Here is a 22,354-nt window from a genome sequence, read left to right as displayed (position 1 = left end):
TGCCGCCCGCCCATACCTACCAGCAGACCGCAGAACCGGTCGACCGCAAGCCCTCAAACCGGACAACACCACCGGCGACTCACACAACGCCCACTAAAGAGCGAACTAGCGCGGGAAGCTGAGGGATAGGGCGCAGGTGGGGGCCAGGTAGGGGCCAGTATGAGAGACGTGACGATCGGAGAACGCATTCGGGAACGCCGAAACGAGCTCGGTCTTGGCCAAGGACAGCTGGCTGTGAAAGTGAACCGCTGTGCCGGGCTCGCGTCCGGGGGGGCTCACCCGCAAGGAGATCTCTCGGTACGAGAAGGGCGAACGCAAGCCGAACGACTGGCTACCGTTCATTGCCAGGGCTCTCGGAGTAACCGTTCAGTGGCTGACGGGGGCCCCGGCTCCGGCACCGCTGGCGCTGACTGATGCGTTTGCGCAGTTAGAACGGGAACTCGGTATGACGATCGACCGACGCACGTTCCTCGTAGACAGCGGGGCCGTTGCCATGATGGCGGTCGCCCCGGTCAGGGGGCTGTCCTCGAAGGCGGTTCCGCCTGAGAGTGCAGAGTACTTCCGTTGCAGACTGGAGGAGTTCTGGCAGGCCGACGCGGCGCAAAGTCCGCGCCAGTTGATCCCGTCGGCCGTTGCCCAGTTCCAGGTCAACGCACATCTCGCGGCTTCGGCCGAGGGCGGGCTGCGCCAGCAGCTTTGGCGGACGGCGGCAGCTTTCACCGGGCTGATCACGTGGCTGTACCAGGATGCGGGGCAGTTGGACCGGGCTTCGATCTGGGGTACCCGCACCTTGGAGATGGCTCACCGTGCCGCCGATAGCCAGCTCATTGCTCACGCTTTGGCCAACCGCGCCATGGTGGACATGGACCACGGCGATGGTCCCGCAACCGTCGAATTGGCTACCGCCGCCCTGGTCGGCGAACGAAGCCTCTGCGCGAAGGTCAAGATCCAGGCTCTTCAGCAAGCGGCGCACGGATACGCGCTGGTGGGCGACCGCTCGACATGTGACCAGTTGCTGGACCGTGCGGCCCGGTTCATCGGCCGGATTGACGATGACCACCCGTGGGGGAACGCGGCGCGCACACCGCTGTATCTGGAGGTCCAACGAGCCACCTGCTACACCCGAATGCGGCTCGGTGAGGAGGCAGTACGACTGTGGGAACAGGTCCTTCCCTCGGCGGAGTGGCGGAACTCAGGAGTGTTCGCCGCCCGTCACGCCGCGGCGCTGGCCGACGGCGGACGGCCGGACGAAGCGGCTGCGGCACTGAATCCCGCCGTGCGCGTCGCGGCCCAGGTCGATTCGGCACGTCTGCGCCGGGAGTTGACAACCGCTTGGCAGGGCCTGTCCCCATGGCACCACGCCCCGCCGGGGCGGGCAGTACGCACACTGTTCGACGGCATCGGCCTGGGGACCGCGCGTGAAGGGTAGGGACAACCGCATGGCAGAACGCGACCCGCTGACGGCGGAAGAAGTCCGGGCCAACCTGGCACGCTGGGAGGGCTGGACCGGAGACACGGCGCGGATCTCGAAGTCCTTCCAGCTCGACTACTACACGAGCATCAAGGTCATCAACGAAGTGGCCGAGGCAGCGAGGAAGATTCAGCACCACCCTGACATCGACCTCCGTTGGGAACGGTTGCACTTCGGCATCACGACGTACTCCGCCGGGGGCGTGGTCACGCCACTCGACTTCAAGCTCGTCGCGGAAATCGAGCGCGTCGCCGCGGGGCACGGGGCCAAACCGGTTCCGTAGTTCAAGGCGTGGAACGGCATTGCTTGCGAGGGCGGTCCGTCGGCGGCAGTGGCGGGGACGCCCTCTGCTGCTCTGCGTGGCAGGCATGCACGGCGCTGGGGTGCGCACACCTTCCTGCCCGTGCCTGCTGGCCCTGCGACGCGGCGCACGGTCCGAGCGAGGGGGTCTACTCAGATGTGTGCGACGGGGGCGCCGGTACGACGGCATACTCCGCCCGGTCGAGGTGACCTTGGGCCGCCAGAGGGGCCCCGCGGGCGCGGGGACCACGCCAGGGGGTCGCCGTCGCGGGTGCTCGGCTCGGGGCCACCCCCGCGTACGCGGGGGTGGCCCCTCTTGTTAATGTGCCTGGCATTGGCCCAGTCGGTGGTCCCCGCGTACGCGGGGGTGGCCCCATGCACGATTGCCTCCTCCGGGAGACCGAGGCGTGGTCCCCGCGTACGCGGGGGTGGCCCCCAGCAGTTGACGAGGAGTTGGACGGGACGGCCGTGGTCCCCGCGTACGCGGGGACCACCCTGCGCGACCTGCTGCTTCGAGTCGGCAGGCCTAGGTTTAAAACCACTTTCACAGACTCCGGCATACGACTCAAAACCCCACTCCCTCTAGTTGATGACGTACCGCCGGAATAACGCAAGCAGTCCGGCCGAAGTACCCGCAACAGCAGCCAAGGCACCTCGTTGAGAGCGGCCATCCGCCACTTCGAGACCGTCGAGCCGCTGCTCATGCTCGGCGTAACAGGCGGGGCGTCGGGAGGGAACCGCAACCCCTCGTACGTCGTGACCCGCTCAGTGCCGCACATCGAGCAGCGCCGCTTTCCGGCGTCGCTGAACCACGGCCCTTCGTGCCCGCACTGAAGGACCGCGTGGCCAACTGTCGTGTGGGCGCAGCCGGTCAGGGGCATCGCGGTGTCACGGGTACCAGAAGGGAGCTGCGGACTGTGGCGCCTCCCGGCGGTGGAGGCAGGAACTTGAGCGCCGACGGACCGCCCGGCCGGCGGGTAACAGACCGCTGTCAACTCAGGCCCGGAAGTGGCAAGCAGACCACTTCACTCGGCGGGACCAACCACTCTTCGCCTCCCCCTTCAGGCCGCAGGAAGGCCGTAGGACACTTGCGGCGCGCGTTCGGCGGGCCCCCCGGGTCCGCATAGTCCAGGATCACGTCGCGGAGGATGCCGACCCGTCCCGCAGCATCTTCCACGCGATGGCCGATGTCGGATTCCGTGACCATCAGTGCCCCTCGGGGTGTCTCCGCATGAGGACGTTGCAGTCGGACACGGTGGTCACGTCCCCGACCCCTCGGGCGCGATCGCGCACCTTCGCCAGTTCGGCACACCCTGCACAGCCCTCAGCCGGGGCCGGTTCCGCGTACAGCCGGAGTGGAAGCTCAACCGGTTGTCCGCGATGACGCCTTGGCTCGTTCATACGGGGATCATGGTCCCGCTCACCGGGACGGTGGAACCTCGTACCTTTCCCACTCCGGGACGTCCCGCGAGCAGGGGGAGACACTGGCATGCCGAACGAGCGCCTGCGCGCCGCCATGGCGTCCAGAGGGTGGACCCACGCGGAGCTGGCCGGAAGGGCCGGCGTCGATCCCAAGACCGTCGAACGGTGGGTCAATCTGGGACGCACCCCCCGACGTACGACGGCGCTTGACGCCGCCGAGACATTGGGGGAGGACGTGCACGCACTGTGGCCGCAACTCCGGCAGGCACGAGCAGCACGGGCTGTCAGCCCCGAACTGGTCGCACCGTACGACCAGCGGGCGGACGTGCCGGCGTCGGCCTTTGTGGAGCTGTTCGCCCAAGCCCGCCGACAGATCGACGTATTGGTCTACGCGGCGGTGTTCCTGCACGAGGCGTACCCGCGGCTCAACGTCCTGCTGCGCGAGCGGGCCGCGGAAGGGTGCACGGTCCGAATCGCTGTGGGCGACGCGAGCAGCGCCAACATCCACCAGCGGGGCCAGGAGGAGCGGTTCGGGCACGGTATCGAGTCCCGGTGCCGCCTCGCGCTCATGCACTACCTCCCGTTGGCCGACGCCCCTGGCATTGAGCTGCGGACCCACGGAACAACGCTCTACAACAGCCTGTACCGGGCAGACGATCAGGTACTGGTGAACGCCCACGTCTGGGGCGTCAACGCCTACGCCACGCCCATGTGGCACCTTCGGCGGAGTGGCGACGGAGGCATGTTCGGCACGTATGCGGAGAGCTTCGACGCAGTGTGGGAGACAGCCCGGCCAGTGGAAGGGTGAGCCGATGGCACGTACCGAGTACTACGACGACCCGAGCGCCCCGAAGCCCAACAGCTTGGTCGTAGCGGCCTCCGCAGTCGTCACCGACGGCAAGGGCCGCATCCTGCTCCAGAAACGCCGCGACAACGGCTTGTGGGCGCTGCCCGGGGGCGGGATGGACATGGACGAGTCGCTGCCCGGCGCGGCCGTGCGGGAAGTCAAAGAAGAGACGGGGCTGGATGTGGAGATCACAGGGCTCGTCGGCACGTACACCGATCCTCGCCACACCATCGCGTACGGCGACGGAGAGGTACGTCGGCAGTTCAACGTGTGCTTCACGGCCCGCATCTTGGGCGGAACTCCAGCCGTCTCGGACGAGAGTACGGAACTCCGCTTCGTGAAGCCGACGGAACTCGACGCACTCCCCATGCACCACACACAGCGCCTGCGCCTCCAACACTTTCTGGAGCATCGCGCAGCGCCGTACCTCGGGTAGGCGGGGAACGGCATCCCGTGCTGTGCGCGAATGAGGCTCCGTGCCCCGGTCCGCGCACCGAGCCCCGCGTACGCGGGGACCATGTCCAGGCCGCGTTCGCCTTCATGTAGCGGTCGGGGCCACCCCCGCGTACACGGGGACCATAGCGCCTTCACCGCTGGGACCTCGATCGAACTGGGGCCACCCCCGCGTACACGGGGACCATGAGGTCACCGACGCCTTCCACCTCGCCCACCAGGGGCCACCCCCGCGTACACGGGGACCATAGTGCGTGACCTGCTGCTTCAGGTCGGCAGACCTAGGTTTTTAACCACTTGCACAGACTCCGGCATACGACACAAAACTCCCACACCTCCTAGCCCGACGACATACCGCTGGAACAACGCAAGCAGCCCGACCAGAGTGCCCGCAACATCGCCACCGAAGGGGCAGGCACCTCACCAACCTCATCAGGGACGGATCGCGGCGGTCAGCGCCAGTGCCAGAACACTGACGAACGAAGCCGCAGTCACGGCGAATGCGCACGCGCGGCTCACCCCTCGTCCCGCCCCAGGCGCCCGGACGGCAGCGCCGGGCGAGGCGGCGATGCCGTCTCGCCGATGACCAGCCGTCCACGCAGGTCGCCGGGTGGTTCGAGGAGTGCGTAGTCGGTGACCGTGCGGCGGTAGTCCCTGTGCCCGGTGTCCTGAGTGTGGCGGCGCATCCACTCCTCGACCCAGTCAGGGCCCCCGGCGCGGATCATCTCTCCGCAGTCCTTGTCCTCGCCGCTGACGCAGTCGGCGCGGTATTCGGGGTATGTCGCCGGGTCCTGCACGATCGTCCACGGTACGTACCGGTAGATACGGCTCAACGCTGTCGTCTCCTCGTGTTCGGTTCGCCCCGAGGGGCGAACGGATTCCCGCGACCCGGCTTCCGGGGCCTGCGACTTGGGTATGACGAGCACCCCGTCGACACCCCGCTCGACCATGAGCCGGGACAGCTCCGCTCGGCCCGGGCTCCTCATGAGTGCAGCCACCTCATCCGCCCCAACTCCGTTCGCGCCTGACGCTCGCACTCTCGGGAGGAGGCGCGCTCACCGCACAGAACCGATCGCGGCTCGGGCTCGGCGGCTTTCGTCTCGGCGGCCGCTGCATCCCCTTGTCTCATCGACCGGTACATGCATCAGTCAACGCGCGGCGACCAAGATCAGTTAACACAGGAGTGACACAGTCTCCCTACGGCCAGAGGCAGTTGGGATGACTACCTCCTGTGACCGTGGAATGGTGGTTCGCATGAGCGATTCGACACCCACCGCAGGTCAGAACATCGCGGTCCTGCGGAAGGCCCTCGGGTGGGGCCAGGAGCAGCTGGCCCGACGGATGGGCATCTCGGCATCATTGCTCCGCAAGGTGGAGGACGGCACACGCACCGCAACACCTCCCACGGTCGCCGCGGCGGCCAAGGCCATGAGGATCACGACGGCGCGCATCTACGGGACTCCATTCAGCGACCCGAGCGAACAGCGCGCTCTGCTGGACGAGTTGCGAGCGACCGTACGTCGGCACACGATCCCCAAGGAGGACGTCCCGCCCCTCGCCGAACTGGCCGCCGGCCTGCGCGAGGCGACCCAGCTCCGCGCCGACACCCGCTACCTGGAGCTCCTCCGCAAGCTGCCGAAGCTCCTCGGACAAGCGACAGCCGTCGCACTCGCAGCGGGCGGGGACGCGCAGGCATGGGGGCAACTCGCTGACCTGTACGGGTGCGCGTACGCCGTCGCTCACCGGCTCTCGCAATCGGGCCTGGCCGACATGATCGTGTCCCGCCAGCAGTGGGCTGCCATGCAGACGTGGAATCCGGACGCCGTGGCCGGGGCCGCGTGGAACGAAGCCGGGACGTACCAGAGCGCGGGCGAGTACGGCGACGGGCTCATCATCGTCGACCGGGCCATCGTCCAGTACGAGCAGGCGCACGCGACGGACACCCCCGAAGCGGCCATATCGCTTGGTTCGCTTCACCTCCGGGGTGTCGTGCTCGCCAGCAGGGCGAAGGACCGGAACGCGTGGGCGGCCCACAACGAACACGCCAGAACCCTTGCCGCGCGGTTCCCACGTGACGTACTGCGGCACAATCTCACCTTCGGGCCGGGCAATCAGGCGCTGTACGAACTGGCCGCGCACGTCGAACTGGCCCGCCCCGACCGGGCGTCGGAAATGGCGCAGCCCCTCATGGACAACCCGCCGGAAGGACTCGGCCTCAACCGCATCGGGCGGCTCTGCATCGACACAGCGCGGGCCCGCCTCGACCTCAACGACATCCGAGGCGCGGAAGAAGCGCTCAAGCGCGCACACGAGATCTCGCCGCAGATGGCAGAGATCCACCCCATGGCCCGCGAAGTGCTCCGCGTCCTGTTCATCCTCCACCAGCGGAGCAGGCCCGACCTGATGAACCTCGCCCGCCGCTCAGGACTCACGCCAGAGTTGTAGGCCCCTATGCCCTCACCTGCAACGCCCCTCAGTCGCCGGCACGGCCTTCTGCCATCCGCTGGTGCCGATGCTCACGGTCGCCCGGGGCGCACACAGGGGCGGCCACGTTCGGGCGGATCTCCGGCTTCATGCGGGCAGCATCCCGCCACGATGAGCTGGGTCCCAGGGGCACAACTCCCCAGTTTTTCAACGCTATTCGACAACGCCCAGGAACGCCGCCAACGCCCGAAGACCCGTCGGGCGGGCAGCGCTGTCCCACAAGTCCGAGACGATCGACACGGCCAGTGTGTGGTGCCGCATCCACGTCGGAGCCTGGCGCTTGAGCGATTCCAACGCCTTCACCGCGCCTTGGGCATCCCCGATGTCCGTATGTGCCCGCGCCACGTCCAGGTACAGCCAGGTACGCCACGAAGGGGGCGTGTCCTTCGACAGGCGCATCCCCTTGGACAAGGCCAACGCTTCCTCGGGGCGCTCGTGCTGCACCGCCAGCCGTACCCGCTCGACGCGAACGGACGACGTGCTGAAAATGCTCAACAGCTTGCCGTTCGCGGGCTTCGGCATGCGCGCCAGCCGCTTGGCTGCCGTCTCGGCGGTACGCATCAGTTCGTCGGCGCGGCCGTAGTCACCGCCCCTGGCGTGGCTGGTCGCAGCGGACATCAGCAACCCGCCCCATACGCGCGTCCCTTCGGCTTCGCCCGTACGACCGTGCTCGACGGCGTCAGCCGCGTGGACGGCGAGGGTCTTGGCGTCGTCCAGCCGATTCTGACGCTGGTAGGCCCATGCCACGGAGTTGGAGATCATCGGGGCGAGGAGCGGGTCCGCCGAAGCTTCGGCGGCGGCCATGGCGCGCTCCAGCGAGGACAGTGCCAGGTCGGTCTTGCCCATGCGAATGGCCAGATGCCCGCCGAGTTGCAGGGCCTTGCCCAGGGCTCCCTGGCCTGCGGCACGTTCGTCGGCGTTGCCGACGGAAGCAACAAACCGCGCGTCGGCGATGATGCCGGGCAGGATTTCCATCAGCCTGCCGAACTGCGCGTCGTGGTACAGCGTCCAGCCGTCGGTGATCTTGGCGCGCAGGAGCGGCGGGGTCAGCTTCTCCGGGCAGGTGGGTTCCGCCGGAGGGGCGAACATCGGAGGCATGATCGCGCGGCGGACGGCGACCATCTGCGGAGAATCCGCTTCACCCGTGGACGGCACTCCGGGCGGGTCACCGATGAGGCTGGTCAGCTCCACTCCGAGCCCGTGCGCGAGCGCGTGCAGGGTCGGCAGGGAGACGGAACCCCGACGCTGCTGCTCCAGCTTGCGGATCACATCGACCGACACGGCTGAGGCTTCCGCCAGCCCTTCTTGCGTGAGGCCCACCAGCCGGCGCAGTCGCCGGACCCTGGAGCCCAAGTGCTGTTCACTCGCCATGACGCGAACGGTACGCCGCCAAGTGCCTCTGGCGGTGGGGCTCCATCGTCGGTGCTTTCGCCGCCGTGCCAGCTCGGCGGAAGCACCGTCACACGCCGGCACGCGGGGACCACCGCCTGGCGGGATGCGCGGGAGGGGCGGGATGCGCGGGAGGGGCGGGCCGAGGAGCCGCCCCGACACACGCCCGCAATCCCCCTATCACAAACCCCCTCCATCGTTGATCGTTGAGCCATACGATCGCAGGCGGTCAAAGCGGTCAACGGAACGTGCGAGAACACGTGGAAACGAGGGGATACGTGCCATGCCGATCAGCCGCAGACGACTCCTGACCACTGGCGGAAGTCTCGCCCTGACCGGTGGGTTCGCCGCCGCGTGTGGTTCCAACACCGGTCGCGAGGGCGGGGGGTCGGGCAACGCGCCCGCCATCTCCCAGTGGTACCATCAGTACGGCGAGCCCGGCGCCGAGCAGGCCGTGAAGCGGTACGCGGCCGCGTACCGCAAGGCGAGGGTCACCGTGCAGTGGCGGCCCGGGAACTACGACCAGCAGACCGCCGCCGCTCTGCTGACCGGCTCCGGGCCGGATGTCTTCGAGGCCAACGGGCCGACCCTGGACCAGATCCGGGGCGGACAAGTCGTCGACCTCACCGATCTCATCTCGGACGCACGCGGCGACTTCAACCGCACCGTCCTGGCCCCCAAGATCTACGACGGCAAAGTCTGGGGCATCCCGCAGACCGTCGACACGCAGCTCCTCTACTACCGCAAGAGCCTGCTCTCGGCGGCCGGGGTCGAGCCGCCTCGGACCCTTGACGCGCTGCTCGACGCCGCGAAGGAGCTGACGGACAAGCTGAAGGACAAGAAGACCAAGGGGCTCTTTCTCGGCAACGACGGCGGCGTGGGGGTGCTCGGCGGTACGCCGCTCTTCGCGGCGGGGCTCTCGCTCATCACCGACGACGGGAAGACCGGCTTCGACGACCCGGCCGCCGCCCGTGCGCTCGGCAAGGTGCATCAGCTGTACGCGGAGAAGTCGCTGCTGCTCGGCGCCCCCGCCGACTGGTCCGACCCCTCCGCCTTCATCCAGGGGCTGACCGCGATGCAGTGGTCCGGGCTGTGGGCGCTGCCGCAGATAAAGAAGGCGCTCGGCGACGACTTCGGGGTGCTGCCGTTCCCGAAGGACGGGCCGAACGGCAAGCCGGCCGTGCCGGTCGGCGCGTACGCCACGGCGGTGAGCGCCCGTAGCAAGGACAAAGGGGCGGCCAAGGCGTACGCCAAGTGGCTCTGGGTCGAGCGGACGGACTACCAGGAGGACTTCGCGCTGTCGTACGGCTTCCACATCCCGGCCCGTACCTCGCTCGCCAAGAAGGCGGAGCGGCTCCGGGACGGTGCGGCGGCCGACGCGGTGCGGCTGGCGACGGAGTACGGCTACGCGGAGCCGCTGCTGTGGACGCCCGCGGCCAAGGTGGCGTACCAGGACGCGCTGAGCCGCGTGATCAAGGACGGCGCGAACCCGGAGAGCGAACTGCGGGCGGTGGTCCGCAAGACCGACGCGGAGCTGCGGCGCGTACGGAAGTCGGCCTGAATGGAGCGCACCCCGTACGCCCTGCGCACGCGCCTGCTCGGGCCGCAGAACCGGAACCTCTGGTTCTGGGTCTTCGTCGGCCCGTTCGCGATCGGTCTCGTCCTCTTCACGTACGTACCGCTCGCCTGGAGCGTCTACCTCAGCTTCTTCGACGCCCACAACACCGTCTCCCCCACCCGCTTCACCGGGCTCGACAACTACATCTCCATGCTGGGCGACTCCGCCTTCACCAGCAGCCTGTGGACCTTCGTCGTCTTCACCCTCTTCATCGTCCCGGCGACCTACGCGCTGGCCCTCGGCCTGGCACTCGCCGTCAACCGGCTCCGCTTCGCCCAGGCGTTCTTCCGCTCGGTCTTCTTCCTGCCGGCCGCCTGCTCGTACGTCGTGGCGGCGATGGTCTGGAAGCTGTCGATCTTCAACGGGGTGCGGTTCGGGCTGGCCAACACCGTCCTGGGCTGGTTCGGCGGCGACCAGACGGCCTGGCTGTCGACCACCCATCCGCCCTGGTACTGGCTGGTCATCGTGACCGTACGGCTCTGGCTCCAGGCGGGCTTCTACATGATCCTCTTCCTCGCCGGGCTCCAGCGCATCCCGGCGCAGCTGTACGAGGCCGCCGCCGTGGACGGCGCCCGCCCCGGCTGGCAGACGTTCCGGCACATCACCTTCCCCGCCCTGCGCGCCACGTCCGTCGCCGTCGTCCTGCTGCTGGTCATCAACGCCTTCCAGGCGTTCGACGAGTTCTACAACCTGCTCTCGGACTCCCGCGGCTACCCCCCGTACGCCCGGCCGCCGCTCGTCTACCTCTACTACACCGCCCTCGGCCAGGGGCAGAACCTCGGGCTCGGCAGCGCCGGCGCCGTCATCCTCGCGCTGATCGTCGCCGTGGTGACCGTCGTGCAGGCCCGCTGGTTCAGGCTCGGCCGGAAGGAGGCGTGAGCCGCGTGAAGCCCGTGAAGAGTGTCGTGCAGTCAGCGAAGAGTGACGTGAAGTCCGCGAAAGGTCATGTGCAGTCCGCGAAGGGGCGCGTGAGGTCCGTAAAAGGCCCGCGCACCAACGAAGACGCCCTCACCCGCGCCGGGCGCGCCCTGCGCCTCGTCCTGCTGATCGCCCTCGCCGCCCTCTTCCTGATCCCGTTCTACCTGCTCCTGCGCAACGGCCTCTCCAGCGAGCAGGACATCACCTCCGCCGACTGGACCTTCTTCCCCTCCGAGCTGAAGTGGTCGAACCTCCGGGAGCTGTTCGACGATCCGGCCGTGCCGATGGCGCACGCGCTGCTCAACTCGATGCTGATCGCCGTCGCCACGACGCTCGGCACCCTGCTGCTGGCCTCACTCGCGGGCTACGGCCTGGCCCGCATCCCGTACCGCTTCGCCGACGCCGTCTTCTACGCGATCCTGGGCACCCTGATGGTCCCGGCCGCCGTCACCTTCGTGCCGACGTTCGTGCTGGTCTCCTCGCTGGGCTGGGTCTCCTCGCTGCGCGGGCTGATCGTGCCGACGCTGTTCTCCGCCTTCGCGTGCTTCATCTTCCGGCAGTACTTCCTGGGCTTCCCCAAGGAGCTGGAGGACGCCGCCCACATCGACGGGCTCGGCCACTGGCGCACGTACTGGCGCATCGTGGTGCCCAACTCGCGCCCGGTCTTCGCGGCCGTCGGCACGATCGTCTTCATCGGCGCCTGGAATTCCTTCCTGTGGCCGCTGGTCATCGGCCAGGACAAGGACGCCTGGACCGTGCAGGTCGCCCTGTCGACGTTCCTGACCTCGCAGACCGTCAACATCCATGAGCTGTTCGTCGCGGCCGCCGTCTCGATCGTTCCGCTGCTGGTCGTCTTCGTCCTGCTCCAGCGCTACATCGTCGCGGGCGTCGAGCGTTCGGGCATCGACGACTGAGCGCCGCCGCGCGCCATCGACGACTGGTCGCCGCCGCGCAGCAGGGCCGCGCCGAGCGGCGTCAGGGTGTGCAGGACGGCGCTGCCGTGCCGCAGGGTGAGGACGAGGCCGGCCTCGCGCAGCACGCCCGCGTGCTGGCTGGCGGAGGCCGCCGACACCCCGGCGCGGCGGGCGAGTTCGCTGGTGGTGCAGCCGCCGCCGATCGAGCCGAGCACGGCGGAGCGGGTCTGGCCGACCAGCTTGCCCAGCGAGCGCGGGGCGGCGGTGACGGCGGGCGCGGCCTGCGTCGGGTGCCGGACCGGGTAGACGAGTACGGGCGTGAGCTGCGGGTTCTGGAAGGTCACCGGGGTGCGGCGGCAGAAGAACGAGGGCAGCAGCAGCAACCCCCGGCCGTTCAGGTGGAGATCGCGGTCCACCGGGTAGTCGGCCTCCAGGACGGGGGCCCGCCAGCGCAGCATCGGCGGCAGCGAGGAGAGCAGCGCGTCCGCGCCGCCCGCGAGCAGCGCCCGGCCGCGCACGGCCCGGTCCGCCTCGATACGGGCCTGTACGTGCGTCCAGTAGGGGGCGACGGCGGCCTGGTGGTAGGCGCCGAGCGCGCCGATCAGCTTGCGGAACGCCCGTGCCTCGCCCTCGGCCATGGACCGTATCCAGCCAGGCAGGGTGCGGGCGGTGGTGAGCCGGCCCAGTTCGCTGTGCACCCGCTCGGGCGCGGTGGCGCGCACCGCCGCCATCCCGGATTCGAGCCCGAGAACCCCTTCGGGCGGCGTCAGAAAGTCCGGGAAATAGCCGCGTGAAGGAACCAGCGGTCCGAGTAGCCTCGTTTCACCATTCAACCGGGTGCGGGTTTCCGAGCGCCAATCCCCGAAGATCGACTCGCCTTGTTTGTCCCGAAGTCTGTGCAGGCTCAAAACGGTTTCCCACAGCGCGTCCGGCCCGCCCGCCAGGCGTAACCGGGCCAGATCGAGTCCAGTGAAGTGGACACGTAACACCAAACCCCCACTTGCGACATACGAACCACCCCCGGCTCCCTGAGTATGCACGCCGACACAGGCGGTCACCATGCCCTTTTAGCCACAGTTGAAAGGACTCGCGGCGAACATCTCAGAAGCGAAATTCTATTCCTGCGACCGGGGCCGTCCCCACTCGTTCCCGTGGGGGGTGACGAGTAAATAGGCGGCCGACCGGTACGCGCGTCGCGGCCCGAGCCGATGCGGGCTGTGACAACTCCCGGTGGGGGGAGACAGAAGGGGCGGCGTCCCCGCACGGACGCCGCCCCTTCATGGGAATCCGAAGCCGCCCCCGGAGTGAGGATTCAAGCGCCCGGAGGCGGCCTCGGTGGTCTGCTCGCGCGCACTCACTCACGCGCTCGCAGGGCTCTACCTGCTGTCGCCGCCCTTCGGCGGCCGTCGTCGTCCGCCGTCGGGCCCGCGACCGTCGCTACCTGCTGTCGCTGCCCTCCGACGAAGCGCCGCCCTTCGGTGACGTGCCTTCTTTCGATGACGCGCCGTCCTTCGACGCCGTACCGTTCTTCGATGACACGCCGTCCTTCGGCCGCGCCGCCGCCCGGCCCGCCTCCAGCCGCGCGACCGGGATGCGGAACGGCGAGCAGGACACGTAGTCCAGGCCCACCTCGTGGAAGAAGTGCACCGACTCCGGGTCGCCGCCGTGCTCGCCGCAGACGCCGAGCTTGAGGTCGGGGCGGGTGGCGCGGCCGGCCTTGACCGCGTCCCGTACGAGCGTGCCGACGCCGTCCTGGTCGATGGTCTCGAAGGGGCTGACCCCGAAGATGCCCTTCTCCAGGTAGGCCGTGAAGAAGCTCGCCTCCACGTCGTCGCGGGAGAAGCCCCACACGGTCTGGGTCAGGTCGTTGGTGCCGAAGGAGAAGAACTCGGCGGCCTCAGCGATCTGACCGGCCGTCAGGGCGGCGCGGGGCAGCTCGATCATGGTGCCGAGCGCGAGTTTGAGGTCGACGCCGGTGGCCTGCCGGACCTCGGCCAGGACCCGTTCGGCGTCCTCGCGGACGATCTCCAGCTCCTGGACGGTGCCCACCAGCGGGATCATGATCTCCGGGCGCGGGTCGCCCTTGGCCTCGATGCGGGCCGCCGCGGCCTCGGCGATGGCCCGTACCTGCATGGTGAACAGGCCGGGGATGACCAGGCCGAGACGGACGCCGCGCAGCCCCAGCATCGGGTTCTGCTCGTGCAGCTTGTGCACGGCCTGGAGGAGGCGCAGGTCGTTCTCGTTGTGGTCCTCGCGGGACTCGGCGAGCGCGACCCGTACGGACAGCTCGGTGATGTCGGGCAGGAACTCGTGCAGCGGCGGGTCCAGCAGCCGTACGGTCACCGGCAGCCCGTCCATCGACTCGAACAGCTCGATGAAGTCGGCCTTCTGGAGCGGCAGCAGGGCGCCCAGTGCCTCCTCCCGCTCGGCCTCGGTGTCGGCGAGGATCAGGTGCTCCACCAACTCCCGGCGCTCGCCGAGGAACATGTGCTCGGTGCGGCACAGGCCGATGCCCTGGGCGCCGAACCGCCGGGCGCGCGAGGCGTCTTCGGCGTTGTCGGCGTTGGCCCGTACCCGCAGTCGGCGCATCCGGTCCGCGTACGCCATGATCCGGTGGACGGCCTTGACCAGCTCGTCGGCGTCGTCGGCGCCCGCGTGCATGCGGCCCTCGAAGTACTCGACGACCGGGGACGGCACGACGGGGACCTCGCCGAGGTAGACCTTGCCGGAGGAGCCGTCGATGGAGACGGTGTCGCCCTCCTCGACGACGGTGCCGGCGGGCGTCGTCATCCGCCGCCGCTTGGTGTCGACTTCGAGCTCTTCGGCGCCGCACACACAGGTCTTGCCCATGCCGCGGGCGACGACGGCGGCGTGCGAGGTCTTGCCGCCGCGCGAGGTCAGGATGGCCTCGGCGGCGATCATGCCGTTGAGGTCGTCGGGGTTGGTCTCGCGGCGGATGAGGATGACCTTCTCGCCGGAGCGGGACCACTTGACGGCCGTGTACGAGTCGAAGACGGCCTTGCCGACGGCCGCGCCCGGCGAGGCGGCGATGCCCCGGCCCAGCAGCCGCCCGGTGGCGTCCTCGTCGAAGCGCGGGAACATCAGCTGGGCCAGCTGCGCGCCGTTGACGCGCTGGAGCGCCTCGGCCTCGTCGATGAGCCCCTGGTCGACGAGCTGGGTCGCGATGCGGAACGCGGCGCCCGCGGTGCGCTTGCCGACCCGGGTCTGGAGCATCCACAGATGGCCGCGCTCGATGGTGAACTCGATGTCGCACAGGTCCTTGTAGTGCGTCTCCAGGGTCTCCATGATCTGCATCAGGCTGTCGTACGACGCCTTGTCCAGGGACTCCAGGTCCGCGAGCGGCACGGTGTTGCGGATGCCAGCGACGACGTCCTCGCCCTGCGCGTTCTGGAGGTAGTCGCCGTAGACGCCCTGCTGGCCGCTGGCCGGGTCGCGGGTGAAGGCGACGCCGGTGCCCGAGTCGGGGCCGAGGTTGCCGAAGACCATGGAGCAGATGTTGACGGCGGTGCCGAGGTCGCCGGGGATGCGCTCCTGGCGGCGGTAGAGCTTGGCCCGCTCGGTGTTCCAGGAGTCGAAGACGGCCCGTACGGCGAGGTCCATCTGCTCGCGGGGCTCCTGCGGGAAGTCGCGGCCGGTCTCCTTGGCGACGATCTCCTTGAACCGCGCGACGAGCTGTTCGAGGTCCTTCGCGTCGAGGTCGACGTCCGTAGCGGCGCCCTTGTGGTGCTTGGCGTCCTCCAGAGCGCTCTCGAAGAGGTCCCCGTCGACGTCGAGCACGGTCTTGCCGAACATCTGGATGAGGCGGCGGTAGGAGTCCCACGCGAACCGCTCGTCCCCGGCCTGCGCCGCGAGCCCGGCCACGGACTCGTCGGAGAGCCCGATGTTCAGGACGGTGTCCATCATGCCGGGCATGGAGAACTTGGCGCCGGAGCGCACGGAGACCAGCAGCGGGTCGTCGGCCTGGCCGAGCCGCTTGCCCATCCGCCGCTCCAGGGCGTCGAGGTGCGCACTCACCTCGGCCCGCAGCGCCCCGGGCTCGCTGCCGCTGCCGAGGTAGACCTTGCACGCCTCGGTGGTGATGGTGAAGCCCGGAGGGACGGGCAGACCGAGGTTGGTCATCTCGGCGAGGTTGGCCCCCTTCCCGCCGAGCAGATCCTTCAGGTCCTTGTTGCCCTCGGTGAAGTCGTAAACGAACTTCTGGCGATCTTCGTGTTCCGGCACGGGACTGTCTCCTCGCGGACGGCTGCCCTGACGGCGAGGAACATACCCAGATCGAAGGCGTCTGGGTACGTCCACTTGGCCGTCATACGGGCGTAACCACTCTGCTGCCGCGAGATCGAAAGATCCCAACCCGACGTCGTCCGGCTCGGACGCTTTCACTTGTCGAACGGACGACTCCGCCCAGCCACTCGACCCCCGACCCCGCTGACGCTCGGTGACCATTTCCTTGATCACCCGAACCCAATAAGGGTGGCACCCAGTGCCATCCTTTGGGAAGTGCACTCCGACCCAATTCGCTCATCTGAGCGTGACCCCTATCAGAGGTGGCGAGAATCACGCCGTCGTGCGCGCCCCCGTTCCGCTATTCGGACCTACGGGCCCGCCGTTGCCGGACGCACGCGACGTCAGCCGCCCGAGGTGTCCAACTCCGCCTCCGCGCCCACCGCCACGCGGTCGTACGGGTCGTCCAGCCAGCCGTCCGGCAGGACCACGCGGTTGCGTCCGGAGGTACGCCCGCGCGGCCCGTCCGCGCCCGCCGGCCACGCCTGGCCGAGATCCAGCTCGCTCATAAGAGCGCCCAGCTCGTCCAGGGAGGAGGTGACGGCGAGCCGCTTGCGCATCTCGGAACCGACCGAGAAACCCTTGGTGTACCAGGCCACGTGCTTGCGGAAGTCGATGACGCCCCGCTCCTCGCTGTCCAGCCACTGGGCCAGCAGCTCCGCGTGGCGCAGCATGACCGCGGCGACCTCGCCCAGCGTCGGCGCCGCGTACGTCACGCCCGTACCGCCCGTACCGCCCGTACCGTCCGTACCGCCCGTACCCGCGCCCGCGCCTGCTCCCACGCCCGCGCCTTCGCCCGCCCCCTCGCTTTCGAAGGCGGCCACCAGATCGCCGAATAGCCAGGGCCGCCCCAGGCAGCCGCGGCCGACCACGACGCCGTCGCAGCCCGTCTCGCGCACCATGCGCAGCGCGTCGTCCGCCGACCAGATATCGCCATTTCCGAGCACCGGGATCTCGGGAACGGTCTCCTTGAGCCGCGCGATGGACTCCCAGTCCGCCGTGCCGCCGTAGTGCTGAGCCGCCGTACGCCCGTGCAGGGCGATCGCCGTGACGCCCTCGTCCACGGCGATGCGGCCGGCGTCGAGATAGGTGATGTGGTCGTCGTCGATGCCCTTGCGCATCTTCATCGTGACCGGCAGCCCGCCCGCGCCCGTGACCGCCTCGCGCAGGATCGAGCGCAGCAGATTGCGCTTGTACGGCAGCGCCGAGCCGCCGCCCTTGCGGGTCACCTTGGGCACCGGGCAGCCGAAGTTGAGGTCGATGTGGTCGGCCAGATCCTCGTCCACGATCATCCGTACGGCCTTCCCGACGGTGGCCGGGTCCACCCCGTACAGCTGGATCGAGCGCGGCCGCTCGCTCCCGTCGAAGTGGATCAGCCGCATCGTCTTGGCGTCCCGCTCGACCAGCGCCCGCGTCGTGATCATCTCGCTGACGAACAGCCCCTTGCCGCCCGAGAACTCCCGGCACAGCGTGCGGAAGGGGGCATTGGTGATCCCCGCCATCGGCGCGAGGACCACCGGCGGCTGCACCGAGTGGGGACCGATCTTCAGCTGCGTCATCGAGGGCTTCCTTGCGCGGGGAGAACTGGCCGGACCTCCCATTGTCCCGCACCCGCGGCGGGGGCTCGCGTCCGTCCCCGGCGAGCGGACCCGGCCCCTCCCTTCGGTGGAGCGGGGCCGGCGGCCGATCGGTGGGCAGGGACCGGCCGCCCGTCGGTGGAGCCCGCTGGAGATCCGTGGAGGTCGCTGGAGGCCGGTGGAGATCACTGGAGACCGGTGGACAGGGGACGCGCCGGAGCCGGGCCGCGGTGATCGTTGTAGCGTTCGAATATGTCCGAGCTGAATCACCGTCGGCGGATGCTCGTCCTGGCGATCTGCTGCATGAGCCTGCTGATCGTCAGCCTCGACAACACCGTGCTCAACGTCGCCCTGCCCTCCATGCAGAAGGAGCTGGGCGCCAGCGTCTCCGGCATGCAGTGGACGATCGACGCCTACACGCTCGTCCTGGCCGCGCTGCTGATGCTCGCGGGCTCGACCGCCGACCGCATCGGCCGCCGCCGCGTCTTCCAGGCCGGTCTCATCGTCTTCACCGTCTCCTCGGCCCTGTGCAGCATGGCGCCCAGCCTGCCCTGGCTGGTCGCCTTCCGGATGCTCCAGGCCGTCGGCGGCTCGATGCTCAACCCCGTGGCGATGTCGATCATCACCAACACCTTCACGGAGCCGAAGGAACGGGCCCGCGCCATCGGGGTGTGGGGCGGCGTGGTCGGCATCAGCATGGCCGCGGGCCCCGTGGTCGGCGGGCTGCTCGTGCAGACGGTCGGCTGGCGCTCGATCTTCTGGATCAACCTGCCGGTCGGGCTGGCCGCGCTCCTGCTGACCATCCGGTACGTGCCGGAGTCGCGCGCCCCCGAGCCGCGCCGCCCCGACCCCGTGGGTCAGCTGCTGGTCATCGGAGTGCTCGGCGCCGTCACGTACGCGATCATCGAGGCCCCCGGCGCGGGCTGGAGCTCGCCGCTGATCATCGGCTGCGCGGCGGTCGCCGCGGCCTCGCTCGCCGGGCTGCTGTACTACGAGCGGCGGCGCGTACAGCCACTGATCGACCTGCGCTTCTTCCGCAGCGCGCCGTTCAGCGGCGCCACGGTCATCGCCATCTGCGCCTTCGCGTCGCTCAGCGGCTTCCTCTTCCTCAACACCCTCTACCTCCAGAACGTGCGCGGGCTCTCGGCCCTGCACGCCGGGCTGTGGATGCTGCCGATGGCCGCCATGACGCTGGTCTTCGCGCCGCTGTCCGGGCGGCTCGTCGGCAGCCGCGGCCCGCGGCCGTCCCTGCTGTGCGCGGGGGCCGCGATGGCGGCCAGCGGGCTGGTGTTCGCCGCCTTCGAGGGGGAGGCGCACGTGCCGCTGCTGTTCACCGGGTACGTGCTGTTCGGCATCGGCTTCGGGCTGGTCAACGCCCCGATCACCAACACCGCCGTGTCCGGCATGCCCCGCAGCCAGGCGGGCGTCGCCGCCGCCGTCGCCTCCACCAGCCGGCAGGTCGGCGGCTCGCTGGGGGTGGCGGTGATCGGCGCGGTACTGGCGTCGGGCGTGCACGGCGGCCACTACAGCCTGGGCGGCTTCACGGACGCGAGCCGCCCGGCCTGGTGGATCATCACCGGCTGCGGCACGGCCGTCCTGCTGCTGGGCGCGCTGACCACCGGCCGCTGGGCGAAGGGGACGGCGCGCCACGCGGCCGTCCTGTTGGAGGAATCACCGCGCCCGGGTCAGACCTCCCCGGCCGACCGCGGGGGCGGTCCCGCCAGCACCAGTTCGTGAAGGCGGTGCAGCCGCTCGCGGGTCTCCTCGTCCTCGGGGGTGTAGGTCAGCAGCCGGGGGCCGGAGTTCGGGCCGGTCCATAGGGCGGTGTACTGCATGCGCAGCAGGCCGACGCGCGACTGCCGGAAGACCCAGGTGCGCGTGGTGGCCCGTACGACCTCGTGCCGCGCCCAGAGGTCGCGGAACTCCGGCGACTCGTCCTGCAACCGCTTGAGCATCGCCTTCCAGGCGGGCTCGGCGAGGTGCTCGGCCATGGAGGCGCGGAACTTGGCGGCCATCGAACGGACCACCTCGTCGCGGTTGACCAGGCTGGCCGACCAGGCGGCGCTGGTGAAGGCCAGCAGTATGCAGTTGCGGTCCTCCTGCGGGAGCGCGTCGAGGTCGCACATCAGCTGCCCGTACGTGCGGTTGTGGGCGAGGATGTCGTAGCGGCTGTTCTGCACGCAGGCCGGGAAGGGCTCCAGTTGCCGGAGCATCGTGCGAAGCGACTCCGAGACGCCCGCGCACTCGGCGTCGGGGTGCGGGTCGGCGGTCCCGGCGAGGGCGAAGAGGTGGAAGCGCTCGCTGTGGTCGAGCATCAGGGCACGGGCCAGCGAGTCCAGGACCTGCGCCGAGACCCTTATGTCACGTGCCTGCTCCAACCACGTGTACCAAGTGACGCCGACGGCGGCGAGGTGCGCGACCTCCTCGCGGCGCAGGCCGGGCGTGCGGCGGCGCCGGCCGCGGGCGAGGCCCGCCTGCTCGGGGGATATTCGCTCGCGACGGCTGCGGAGGAAGGCGGCGAGCTCGTTGCGGCGGACCTCGGCGCCGGGGTCTCGGGAGGCCGCGGGCTCGGCCGCGTGCCGCGCCGTGGCCTCTGTCATGCCCGTTGCCGTGCCTGTTGCCATGCCCGTTGTCACGCCCATCGCAGCCCCCTGTGCAGCGCCCGGTGCAGCGCCTGTTGCCTTCCGGCCGGACTCTTGCGCCATGGTGGTCATGGAGTCAAGGATGCCGGAGGGCTCAGGGGGTTGCCAGGTACTGCCAGTACCAGCATAAGCAGACTCTGGTACCCGTCTGAAGAGCCGCCGATGCTCGTCTTGTGACCACCGCGACCTCACGGGCAAAGACCCCCGCATCCACATCCGCTCCTTCCGTCCCCACCGATTCTTCTGCCGCTGTCACTGCCGCTGCCGCCCCCGCCCTGACCACGCTCGGCCTCCTCACCGTGCTGATCGGCGCGGCGCTGCCGATGATCGACTTCTTTATCGTGAACGTCGCGCTGCCGACGATCGACCGCGATCTGCACGCGGGCCCCGCGATGCTGGAAATGGTCGTCGGCGGGTACGGCGTCGCGTACGCCGTGCTGCTGGTGCTCGGCGGGCGGCTCGGCGACATGATCGGCCGCCGGCGGCTGTTCCTGTGGGGCACGGTGGCGTTCGGCGTGACGTCGGTGGCGTGCGGGCTGGCGCCCGACGCCTGGACACTGGTCGCGGCCCGGGTGGCGCAGGGCGCGGCCTCCGCGCTGATGCTGCCGCAGGTGCTGGCGACCATCCAGGCCACCACGAGCGGACAGCGCCGCGGCAAGGCGCTGAGCATGTACAGCGGCACGGCGGGCGTGGCGAGCGCGGTCGGCCAGGTGCTCGGCGGCGTGCTCGTCTCCATCGACCTCGCCGGAACGGGCTGGCGCTCGATATTCCTGGTCAACGCGCCGGTCGCGGTCGTCGCCCTGCTGCTCGCGGTGCGTACGGTCCCCGAGACCCGCTCCGCGCACCCGACCCGGGTGGACGGGCCTGGCACGGCGCTGCTGTCGCTCACCCTGGTATCACTGCTGCTGCCGCTGACGGAGGGCCGCGCGGCGGGGTGGCCCGTATGGTCGTGGGCGCTGCTGGCCGTCTTCCCGTTCGCCGCGGCGGCGTTCATCGTCGTCGAGCGCCGGGCGGAGCGCGCGGGCCGCACACCGCTGGTGCCGCCGTCGCTGCTGCGCGTCCGGTCGATGCGCAGCGGGCTCTCGATGCTGGTGCCGTTCTCGCTCGGCTGGGGCGGCTTCATGTTCGTCGTCGCCGTGGCGTTGCAGGACGGGCTGCGGCTCGGCCCGATGGCGGCGGGGCTGGCGCTGCTGCCGCTGTGCGTGACGTTCTTCATCGGCACGCTGATCGGCCCGCGCCTGGTCGGCCGCCTCGGCCGGCGCGCGGTGACGGCGGGCGCCCTGGTCCAGGCGACGGGCCTGATCGCGCTCCTGGCCACCTTCTGCTGGGGCTGGGACGGCCTCGGCGCCGTGGGCCCCGCCCCGGCGCTGGCCGTCCTCGGCCTGGGACAGGGCCTGCTGCTGCCGCTGACGATACGGATCGTGCTGAGCGAGGTCCCGGTGGCCCAGGCCGGGGTCGGCGGCGGCGTGCTCGTCACGACGCAGCAGTCCTTCATGGCCCTGGGCGTGGCCACCCTCGGCACCCTCTTCCTGTCCCTGGCCCCGTCGATGGGCATGCGCGACGCCCTGTCGGTGACCCTGGCCGCGCAGCTCGTGGCGGTGGCGGTGACGGTGGCGCTGAGCTTGCGGCTGCCGCGGACGGTGGGGTGACGGTCGCTGTGAGCTTGCGGCGGAGGCCGTGGACGGGAGCGGTTAGGGGGAGCGACGAGACCACCGTCGCCGTCGCCGTCGCCGACGTCGACTGGGAGCGGTTCACCGCCGTCTTCACCTCCGCCCGCCCCAGCCCGCTGCTCACCGGCGTCCCCGACGTGCGCCGCGTCCTGGCCCGCCAGACGGCCGACGGGCCCGCCGAGGCCCCCGCGGCACAGGCGCTGCGCGAGCGGCTCGCCCCACTCGACGCGGCGGGCCCCACTCGACGCGGCAGGCCGCGACCGGACACTGCTGGACCTGGTGCGTACGCACGCGGCGGCCGTCCTCGGCCACGGCTCGGCCGACGACATCAGGCCGGGCAAGGCGTT

Annotated in this window: 17 protein-coding genes and 1 CRISPR repeat array; of the genes, 10 read left to right on the top strand and 7 right to left on the bottom strand. The window is 69.9% G+C overall.

What is annotated here, in order from left to right:
- Positions 1-445 precede the first annotated feature (445 nt).
- Together AB0I22_RS38300 and AB0I22_RS38295 are read left to right on the top strand one after the other, a co-directional pair.
- On the top strand, positions 446-1,429 hold the full coding sequence (locus tag AB0I22_RS38300; RefSeq protein ID WP_363135657.1) for a Twin-arginine translocation pathway signal: 984 nt from the start codon (positions 446-448) through the stop codon (positions 1,427-1,429).
- A 10-nt stretch (positions 1,430-1,439) separates the two neighbouring features.
- Positions 1,440-1,754 (top strand): 4a-hydroxytetrahydrobiopterin dehydratase, encoded by a 315-nt coding sequence (locus tag AB0I22_RS38295; protein WP_363135656.1) that lies wholly within the window; start codon positions 1,440-1,442, stop codon positions 1,752-1,754.
- A gap of 1,223 nt (positions 1,755-2,977) precedes the next feature.
- Here the strand turns inward: AB0I22_RS38295 and AB0I22_RS38290 are convergent.
- Positions 2,978-3,172 (bottom strand): hypothetical protein, encoded by a 195-nt coding sequence (locus tag AB0I22_RS38290; RefSeq protein WP_363135655.1) that lies wholly within the window; start codon positions 3,170-3,172, stop codon positions 2,978-2,980.
- 88 nt (positions 3,173-3,260) lie between these two features.
- Here AB0I22_RS38290 and AB0I22_RS38285 point away from each other — a divergent pair, with 88 nt between their 5' ends.
- Together AB0I22_RS38285 and AB0I22_RS38280 are read left to right on the top strand one after the other, a co-directional pair.
- A complete protein-coding gene (locus AB0I22_RS38285) occupies positions 3,261-4,001 on the top strand; it encodes a helix-turn-helix domain-containing protein (RefSeq protein ID WP_363135654.1) in 741 nt (246 codons plus the stop codon).
- A 4-nt stretch (positions 4,002-4,005) separates the two neighbouring features.
- Positions 4,006-4,476: an NUDIX domain-containing protein gene (locus AB0I22_RS38280; protein WP_363135653.1), complete on the top strand. Its 471-nt coding sequence runs from the start codon at positions 4,006-4,008 to the stop codon at positions 4,474-4,476.
- A 54-nt stretch (positions 4,477-4,530) separates the two neighbouring features.
- Positions 4,531-4,742: direct repeats of the CRISPR family, unit length 29 nt; unit sequence GGGGCCACCCCCGCGTACACGGGGACCAT.
- Positions 4,743-5,008: 266 nt separating this feature from the next.
- Here AB0I22_RS38280 and AB0I22_RS38275 read toward each other — a convergent pair.
- Complete coding sequence (locus AB0I22_RS38275; RefSeq protein ID WP_363135652.1) at positions 5,009-5,479, bottom strand: hypothetical protein; 471 nt, start codon at positions 5,477-5,479, stop codon at positions 5,009-5,011.
- A gap of 268 nt (positions 5,480-5,747) precedes the next feature.
- Here AB0I22_RS38275 and AB0I22_RS38270 point away from each other — a divergent pair, with 268 nt between their 5' ends.
- On the top strand, positions 5,748-6,938 hold the full coding sequence (locus AB0I22_RS38270) for a helix-turn-helix transcriptional regulator (RefSeq protein WP_363135651.1): 1,191 nt from the start codon (positions 5,748-5,750) through the stop codon (positions 6,936-6,938).
- A 192-nt stretch (positions 6,939-7,130) separates the two neighbouring features.
- Here the strand turns inward: AB0I22_RS38270 and AB0I22_RS38265 are convergent, their stop codons facing one another.
- Positions 7,131-8,348: a helix-turn-helix transcriptional regulator gene (locus AB0I22_RS38265; protein WP_363135650.1), complete on the bottom strand. Its 1,218-nt coding sequence runs from the start codon at positions 8,346-8,348 to the stop codon at positions 7,131-7,133.
- A 301-nt stretch (positions 8,349-8,649) separates the two neighbouring features.
- On the opposite strand from AB0I22_RS38265, the gene AB0I22_RS38260 reads away from it, so the two are divergent.
- From AB0I22_RS38260 to AB0I22_RS38250, 3 genes are all read left to right on the top strand, one after another.
- On the top strand, positions 8,650-9,927 hold the full coding sequence (locus tag AB0I22_RS38260) for a sugar ABC transporter substrate-binding protein (protein ID WP_363135649.1): 1,278 nt from the start codon (positions 8,650-8,652) through the stop codon (positions 9,925-9,927).
- Positions 9,928-10,863, top strand: coding sequence for a sugar ABC transporter permease (locus AB0I22_RS38255; protein ID WP_363135648.1), 936 nt, complete (start codon positions 9,928-9,930; stop codon positions 10,861-10,863).
- 89 nt (positions 10,864-10,952) lie between these two features.
- A complete protein-coding gene (locus AB0I22_RS38250; RefSeq protein WP_363135647.1) occupies positions 10,953-11,816 on the top strand; it encodes a carbohydrate ABC transporter permease in 864 nt (287 codons plus the stop codon).
- Here AB0I22_RS38250 and AB0I22_RS38245 read toward each other — a convergent pair.
- The 3 genes from AB0I22_RS38245 to dusB all read right to left on the bottom strand — a co-directional run bounded on the left by AB0I22_RS38245 (position 11,774) and on the right by dusB (position 17,677).
- Positions 11,774-12,805, bottom strand: a complete 1,032-nt coding sequence (locus tag AB0I22_RS38245; RefSeq protein WP_363135658.1) for a helix-turn-helix domain-containing protein — start codon at positions 12,803-12,805, stop codon at positions 11,774-11,776. The genes AB0I22_RS38250 and AB0I22_RS38245 overlap by 43 nt on opposite strands.
- 448 nt (positions 12,806-13,253) lie before the next feature.
- A complete protein-coding gene (gene ppdK / locus AB0I22_RS38240) occupies positions 13,254-16,058 on the bottom strand; it encodes a pyruvate, phosphate dikinase (protein WP_363135646.1) in 2,805 nt (934 codons plus the stop codon).
- A 404-nt stretch (positions 16,059-16,462) separates the two neighbouring features.
- The gene (dusB, locus tag AB0I22_RS38235) at positions 16,463-17,677 is read right to left on the bottom strand and encodes a tRNA dihydrouridine synthase DusB (protein WP_363135645.1); all 1,215 of its coding nucleotides are present in this window, start codon (positions 17,675-17,677) and stop codon (positions 16,463-16,465) included.
- Positions 17,678-17,947: 270 nt separating this feature from the next.
- Here dusB and AB0I22_RS38230 point away from each other — a divergent pair, with 270 nt between their 5' ends.
- Positions 17,948-19,432 carry an MFS transporter gene (locus AB0I22_RS38230; protein WP_363135644.1) on the top strand — a complete coding sequence of 495 codons (1,485 nt, stop codon included), beginning with the start codon at positions 17,948-17,950 and terminating at the stop codon, positions 19,430-19,432.
- On the opposite strand, the gene AB0I22_RS38225 is transcribed toward AB0I22_RS38230, so the two are convergent.
- On the bottom strand, positions 19,381-20,295 hold the full coding sequence (locus AB0I22_RS38225) for a helix-turn-helix transcriptional regulator (RefSeq protein WP_363135643.1): 915 nt from the start codon (positions 20,293-20,295) through the stop codon (positions 19,381-19,383). The two genes, AB0I22_RS38230 and AB0I22_RS38225, sit on opposite strands and share 52 nt — an antisense overlap.
- 215 nt (positions 20,296-20,510) lie before the next feature.
- Between AB0I22_RS38225 and AB0I22_RS38220 the strand changes: the two genes are divergently transcribed.
- Positions 20,511-21,986, top strand: coding sequence for an MFS transporter (locus AB0I22_RS38220; protein WP_363135642.1), 1,476 nt, complete (start codon positions 20,511-20,513; stop codon positions 21,984-21,986).
- The last annotated feature ends 368 nt before the right edge of the window (positions 21,987-22,354 follow it).

The sequence above is a fragment of the Streptomyces sp. NPDC050610 genome (assembly GCF_040654875.1).
GTDB lineage: Bacteria > Actinomycetota > Actinomycetes > Streptomycetales > Streptomycetaceae > Streptomyces.
The sequence above is the reverse complement of the archived record's forward strand: the minus strand, read 5'-3'. Positions and strand labels throughout refer to the sequence as shown.